The organism is Catenovulum agarivorans DS-2 (genome assembly GCF_000568405.1).
GTDB classification, from domain to species: Bacteria; Pseudomonadota; Gammaproteobacteria; order Enterobacterales; family Alteromonadaceae; genus Catenovulum; species Catenovulum agarivorans_A.
Genome location: NZ_ARZY01000025.1, coordinates 68,808 through 76,187, shown reverse-complemented (window position 1 = coordinate 76,187; position 7,380 = coordinate 68,808). Strand labels below are relative to the sequence as shown.

Here is a 7,380-nt window from a genome sequence, read left to right as displayed (position 1 = left end):
TGTTAAATGCGCTTACATCAAATTCGCTGCCACTAATGGTCCAGTTGCCTGAACCATCTGCGGTGACAGTGCGAGTTAATGTGTCGTTGCTGTCTGTGATAGTGACTGTCACAGTCGCATCGGCTTCTGCACCTGAGCCTGCAATTAATACATCCGCATCTTCGGCTGCATTGACTAAACCATCGCCTTCAATTGGTGTGGTGATGGTTAATGCACTTGGCGCTGCATTGTCTAAGGTGATTGTTTGTGTCGCCGCAGTAGAGGTATTACCTGCATCGTCTGTTTGGGTCGCTGATACCGTTAACGTGCCATTATTAAAAGTACTAACGTCTAACTCACTACCACTTAACGTCCAGTTGCCGCTGCCATCAGCTGTCACGGTTTGAACTGAGCTGTTAGCACCATCCGAGATTGTAATGGTGACACTTGCATCAGCTTCTGCGCCTGAGCCTGCAATTAATACATCATTGTCTTCTGCCGCATTGACAATGCCATCGCCTTCAATGGGTGTGGTAATAGTTAGTGCTTCTGCGCTTGCATCAATTTCTATTGATAACCCAGAACTATCAGCTGTATTGCCTGCTGTATCAGTTGATCTTGCAGTTATCGTATGTACACCAGCTGTCAATGTGGAACTTGTAATCGACCAACTACCGTGGTCTGCAATTCCACTACCAATAGTACCATCAACACTCGAAATTAAAGTAATGGCGCCACCGTTTGGCCCCGAGCCTGTGAAGGTCGGAGTTGTATCATTGGTTAAGTTATCTGTATTTGAGTCCCCGGTGTCAGTAGCCGCAGACAAATCAGGTGTTGATGGTGCCGATGGTGCAACCGTATCTATGGTGACATTTAATCCACTAGACGATGAGCTTTCATTACTGCTTGCATCAGTTGCTTTAGCTGTAATCGAGTGGGTTATCCCCGAAGCTAAAGCTGTGGTGGTGATTTGCCAATTTCCGCCTGTTGCTGTACCAGTCCCGATAACCGTTGTACCACCGTCAACTTGATCACTATACAAGGTCACAGTTGAACCACTTTCTGCGGTACCACTTAGCGTAAGTGTCGTATTGTTGGTGACGTTATCAGTACTAGACAGCCCCGTATCCGATCCAGCATCTAAATCTGGAGTTGATGGAGCATCAGGAGCAACGTCATCGTTAACCGTAATGGTAAATACTTCTTGATAAGAGGCTGAACCATCGCTAGTTTGAACACAAACAGCATAGTTACCCGCAGACAAATCGGTTTGAGATTCCAATATGCTGCCATCAATCTGGAAGCTATCATTGCCGGTCGCGCTACTACAACTACCTGAACCACTACTGTCAACAGACACAAGCGAGTAAGTATGGCTATCACTCGAATCAACATCCGTGCTTGATAGAACACCAATATTTGCACCGGCTCCTGTAGCAGATTGATTAACCGACGTATTATCTAAACTAATATCAGTTGGCGCATCATTTTGTGCATTTATCGAAATAACAGCCTGATTAGTCCCTGTACTATTGGCGGTGCCATCATTAAAGGTGAAATCTAAAGTTACGCTGCTTGCAGGATCTTCCGAAGTATTTTGATAAGTAATATTTTGTATGACCGAATCAACGATAGCCGAGGTTGCATTCGAGTTAAAAGTTAAAACCAGCGTACCCGATGAATTAGTTGTCACCGTGCCAACAGTTGTACTGTTATAAGTAAAAGTGCTACTTTCAGTTAACGCACCTAATAATCCGTTGTTTGCAAAAACATCTTCACTGTTGGCGCCACCGTTTCTAACGATAGTTAACGATGCATTGTTATAGTTGCCAGCCCCACTGTCTAAAGCATCTAGCTCTGTATCTGCAACCCTTGCATCAGAATCAATAACGACTGCCGAACCATTTTCAGTGAATGAAGACGCACCATTTAAACTACTAAAAACAGGAACATCATTAGGCGTGATAAAGGTTATATCTGTATCACTGCCATTATCCCCAACAGTGAAATCTAGACTATTGGCAGGTCCATTAGACAAGCTGATAGATACTTCTACCGAACTAAAATCTGTCGCATCGGTATCAATTTGTAAAGTACTAGTGCCATTAAAACGCACGTTGCTAGTTGTTAGTCCCGTAACACCAGTCAGCTTAATAATGTCGCCTATAGTTAAGTCGGTAATGGTATCACCGTTTAGGTCAGATGCTTCACCAACAAAATAATCGTTGCCTTCATTACCCGTCATAGAGTCGGTACCACCACCCGGACGGATAGTGTCTGCAGCGCTACCGCCTGTGAAGGTATCTGAACCGTCAAAATCAGTAGCAGAAATAATTAGCGCATCACCAGTTAACGCACTGGCATTCAGGACAATTGCACCAGCAGTAGCACCACCGCTCGCATTGGTTACGGTGACAGAACTGCCGTTCGAATCGAAATTATCGGTTAAAGTAATGGTAAATATATTGTTGGTACCAATAGCCAAGTTTTCGATTTCAGAAACGCTCGTGTTGCTAAAGTTAAAAGTACCGCCATCCATCAACTTGAGGGTTTCAGATCCACCCGCACCGTTTATTGCAGTCGTAAAATTATTACTCACATTAGCCGCATCAATGGCAACTGTTGCACCACTGGTTAACGATAAGGTTCCGATATTAGCGAAGCCACCGCCAGATACATCGGCTCCATCGGATGCACTCACGACGTCTGCGGTTGTCGAATCGCCCGACAACGTGCCACTAAATGAGCTACCGCCGATATCAAATGTAATAGCGTCACTCGAAGATGTTGCATCTATCGTAGCGGACGAGTTTGTAACCGTAACAGTCCTTGTATTAGTGCTGTCATCTAACACCGAATAAGTTTCAATACCCGATAAGGTAGTAAAATCACCATCACCTGAAATAGTAATGGTTTCAGACCCAGCTGCCGTTACAGTGCCACTAAAAGCTGCGTTTTGAGACGGACTCATAGTCACAGACGCACCACTGGTCAGGGTTAAATTGGTAATATTTGACAGTGTTGCGCCAGAAATACTAGCCCCTGAAGACATAGAAAGCGTATCTGAGGTTGTGCCTTCACCGGTAAGCGTGCCCGTGTAACTTAACATGCCAATGTCAAATGTAACAGCGTCGTTATTCGAAGTAGCCGCTACTGACGTGCTAGCAGCCGCAACTGTGACAGTTCGACTATTTGTTGAAGAATCATCAACTGAAATACTTTCGATATTAGATAAAGTTGTAAAATCACCATCACCAGTGATGTTAATGGTTTCAGTCCCTGCAGCAGTGATAGTTCCACTAAATAGCGAAGACTGAGAAGCAGACAAAGTGACGGTGGCATCGCTGGCTAAAGTTAGGTTTTCAAAGTTTGCAATGGTCGCACCCGAGACGTTAGCTCCAGTGCTTAGAGATAATGTATCTGTGCCACCCGCTGCATTTAAAATGCCGGTAGCAGTCAGCGAGCCTACATTGACAGTATCATTTTCGCTACTACCCGTAACATTTTGTGCAGCGCCGCCCAAGGTAATCGTATTTGCTGCGCCTAACACATAAGTTTCAACTGCTGAGGCACCCGTTAAGCCATCATCAGCTGAACTAATAGTGATAGATTCAGTACCAGCTGCAACTATGCTAGAGAAGCTGTCGTGTTGAGCTTCAGTTAAAGTGACTGACGCACCACTGGTAAGAGACAGGGTTTCAAAATTACTGATTGAGGCACCAACTCCACTTAAGCTGGCACCTGTATTCATTTGTAATGTATCTGCACCACTGCCACCATCAAGTGAACCAGTAACAGTTAGAGCGGCAATATTGACAGTGTCATCTGAACTACTGCCCGTCACATTCTGAGCAGCATCGCCTAAAGTAAAGGTAAAGCCAGCGCTAAGCACATAGGTTTCGATATCACTGTCACCGGTAATGGTCGCATCACCATTCGCACTGCTTAAGGTAAATTGATTAGTGCCCGAGCCATTAATTGTAGTGAAAGATTCATGCTGGGTTTCAGAAAGGGTTAAGCCACCATCGTTGGGGGCGTTTAATGTTTCGAACCCAGTTAAGCTTGTTAATTGAGTTAAATCAGTGCCATCGACCACATTTAAAGTATCTGTACCTGAACCACCATCCGCAGTCGAACCACTGGCATGAGTGGTGTTAGATATAGTTAAAGATTCATCTTCACTGGTAAAGGTAATGGCAGGGCTTAAATTTGTGCCATTGGTGGTATTAAAACTAGCAGCCGTTGAAGAAGCGGCTGTGACATTACTAACACTAATAGTTGAAGTGCGACTGGTGCTGTTTTCCGTGCCATCGTTTACAACAACTGTTACCGTACGTGCTGTCTCGTTAGGAGAGCTAGAAGTATTGTTATAAGTGATAGCCTGCAAAAAGGTTGTTACCTCTGCAGCAGATGCAGTCGCGCCTGTAATTGAAATAGTGTCTTGTAAGGTAATATCAGATGAGCCACTAATCCCGCTTAATGCGTCTTGCGCAGATGCTGATACATTTAAACCTTCTGAAGCACCGTCTTGATCATTGGTTAAAGTTACAGTGATAGTCGTTAAATTATCACCATCTGATTCTGTCACAGAGGCATTGCTGGCAATACTTACTGCTCCACCTGCTTCTGAGAAGGATGCACTACTGTCATCACTACCTGAAGTAGAATCTAAATCCACAATGGGAGCTGTATTGACTGTACTAAAGTTGAAACTAGTATCGTCACTAATACCGGCGAAACTATTGCCCGCTGTATCATCCACCGCAGTAGCATCAATTCGAATTGAATAACTACGATTGCCAGTTAAATTACTGGTTGGATTTAAATAGATTTTATCATTAGTGATACCAATACGACCGGCACTTGGGCTGGTTGTAGTACCATCACTTTCTGTCGATACGTCAAATACTTCAAAGTCGCTGCTATCGGTAACATTTCGAATAGTGATGTTACCTGTACCAAGCGCTATGTTCTCGTCAAAATCAATAACTATATTATCGCTAATGCTAACGTCGGTGGCATTGTCATTAGGGGTTGAATTTTCAAAAGAAGGTGCCGCTTCATCTATATCTGTTACCGTAATGGTAATGTTTTGCGAAGCAGTATTGTTGCTACTTCCACCGTCATTTGCAGTAACTGTAATATTGTAAATATTGTTGCTGCCACTGTCTGCCGGTGATTCATAATCCGGTGCAGTCTTAAACGTGATGACACCAGAGCTTGAGTTAATGTTAAACCGTAAAGCGTCTGTACCAGATAAAGAGTAAGTGATCCCTGAGTCGTTGCTACCACCATCACCATTGTCAGCATTAACATCAAGCACTGTGCCCGTACCATTCTCTGCAAAGTTAGTAGATGCGTTGCTGTTAAAGGATGGAGGATTATTACTAGGCGTCCCTGCATCCCAAGCACAAAGAGGTGCGTAAGCACTACATGCCGTCTCGGTACCAAATTGACTACAATACGTATTTACGGGGTTCCCATCAGCAGGTCCACATTGCAGAAATTCCAGCCGCCCCCAACTTGGATCGCGCGTGACCGTAATGGCTTTGCTAGTTAATCTTGACTGCACGTACTCTAGCGCTTGCTGATTAACCGCTGCATGAGCCGCCCCGCCCTTAAATGTCTCGGCATTTGCTAGCGTTGATGAAGCCACCACAGGCAACTGAATGGCTGCACTGCATAGCAATGCGGCCTTAATATGGGTTTGTAGTTTACTGTGCCTAAATATCACTGCGCTTTTATATTCTGTATCCATAGTTTTACCCACATTTTGTACCCCGAAGCATTTTGCTAAGGTAGGAATGGTTTTATTCAGCTTATTGTGTCAATAACAGCTAACACAACGTCTTAAATCATTTCAATTGATTATATTATTTAATACAACACCCGAAATTTGGGCTAATTTTTGCTCAACTTTATTTACCGTCAATTCAGGCTCAGCGGCCAACAGCAGTGCAATTATGCCAGTACCATATGCGGCTGCATAAGAGGTGCCGCCAAAACCACTGTATGCATTATTCTTTGCAGTTACCTTGGCGCTGTAACCAGGCATCCAAGCGCTCACCGATTTACCAAAGTTGCTGAACCTTGCAGGCATACCACCAGTATCAAGTGCTCCCACCACCACCGCAGATTCAATACTCGCCTCTGTACTATTTTCTTTAATCATGTTCCCGCTGTTTCCGGCAGCTATTACTACTAACGCCCCTTTACCGCCTCGGCCGGTTTGCGCTAAGCCATCAATGGCATCTTTTATTGGTTCCAGTAGCAACTGCGTTTGCCAACTCATGTTAATCACATCTGCTTGAGCCAGTTTGGCTATATGTAATGACTCTAATGTATGGCTAGTCCAGCTTTTCGTTTGTCTAATCGCGATAAGTCCGGCATCGGTTGCAAGCCCAGCCACTTCATCAGGCAAGAATTCGTTTGCTCTGGCAAAAATCACCCCCAATACCTTTGTACCATGATTATCCAATCTGCTTTGCGGCTGGACATCCTTGACTCTTCTCTCAATATCGTAAGTCAATAATATGTTAGTTTTGCTAAAGGCATCATGTTTTAAATCAAAACCATCATCAATAACAACTATTTTTATTCCCTCACCTTGGGTCGTTTGTTGTAATTGTTCTTGCCATTTCTCTATGCGAAACAATCGATATGGTAAGCTTTTAGCTGCACTCGCTTCTGATAATATTTTTGTTAATGGGTGTTCAGTTTTTTTCTTTTTAATCTCAAGGTTAGATTTAACTTGCAAAAGGTCTGGCTGAACATATATCACGCCTTTCAAAGCAACGGCTACTTCAAGCGCATAAGTTAAACTCAGCGCAGATTCCCCCTTTAACGACACCACCATAAATTCATGCTCGGCAAAAGGTCCAAAGGTCGCTAGCTGATCCACATTTATCTTTTGTTTTAACGCGTTTGCAACGTCACGTCCCATCCCAACCTTTATTTTTATGATTATTTTGTTACTCAGTTCCACTAATTGTTCTGAATCAGCAAACCTATATACCCTCGTATCCTCAGAACCGCTGCGCTCAAGTGTTATCTTTTTGCCAAAATTAACAAATTCCATTTCCTGAGCATTTGCAGTGTTAATGAAGAAAACAAAAAATATAAAGCACTGCACCAATTTTAGCCTTAATAGATTAAAAAGCTGATAAACTTCTTTTTTATACATCAGTTAATATTCTCACTAAGGTCAGTTAAATTTTTCATACAACTTTTAAAAGTTATAAAATATTTAATTATTGCAAAAGCACTTTGATTAAATTCAAGTAACACTTTGCTTTTCGAGATCCAACATAATTTGTTTTGATGAACTGATGAGCTATCTACAAAAAATCACGAAGGTCAACATACCCTAAAAACTTTATTAGTTAGGTATCAAACTTACAG

Annotated in this window: 2 protein-coding genes; both read right to left on the bottom strand. The window is 43.1% G+C overall.

Annotated features, from left to right (window positions below; translation table 11 throughout):
* Nucleotides 1-5,737 (bottom strand): Ig-like domain-containing protein (locus DS2_RS13230; protein WP_200870148.1); only part of this gene is annotated, 5,737 nt, incomplete at its 3' end.
* A gap of 102 nt (nt 5,738-5,839) precedes the next feature.
* Entirely contained in the window at nt 5,840-7,162 is a 1,323-nt protein-coding gene (locus DS2_RS13225) for a S8 family peptidase (RefSeq protein ID WP_035015298.1), read from the bottom strand.
* Nucleotides 7,163-7,380 lie beyond the last annotated feature (218 nt).

Bases quoted from the DNA above. Each gene is read 5' to 3' on its own strand.
- DS2_RS13225 (WP_035015298.1), bottom strand. From the start codon at position 7,162: ATGTATAAAAAAGAAGTTTATCAGCTTTTTAATCTATTAAGGCTAAAA.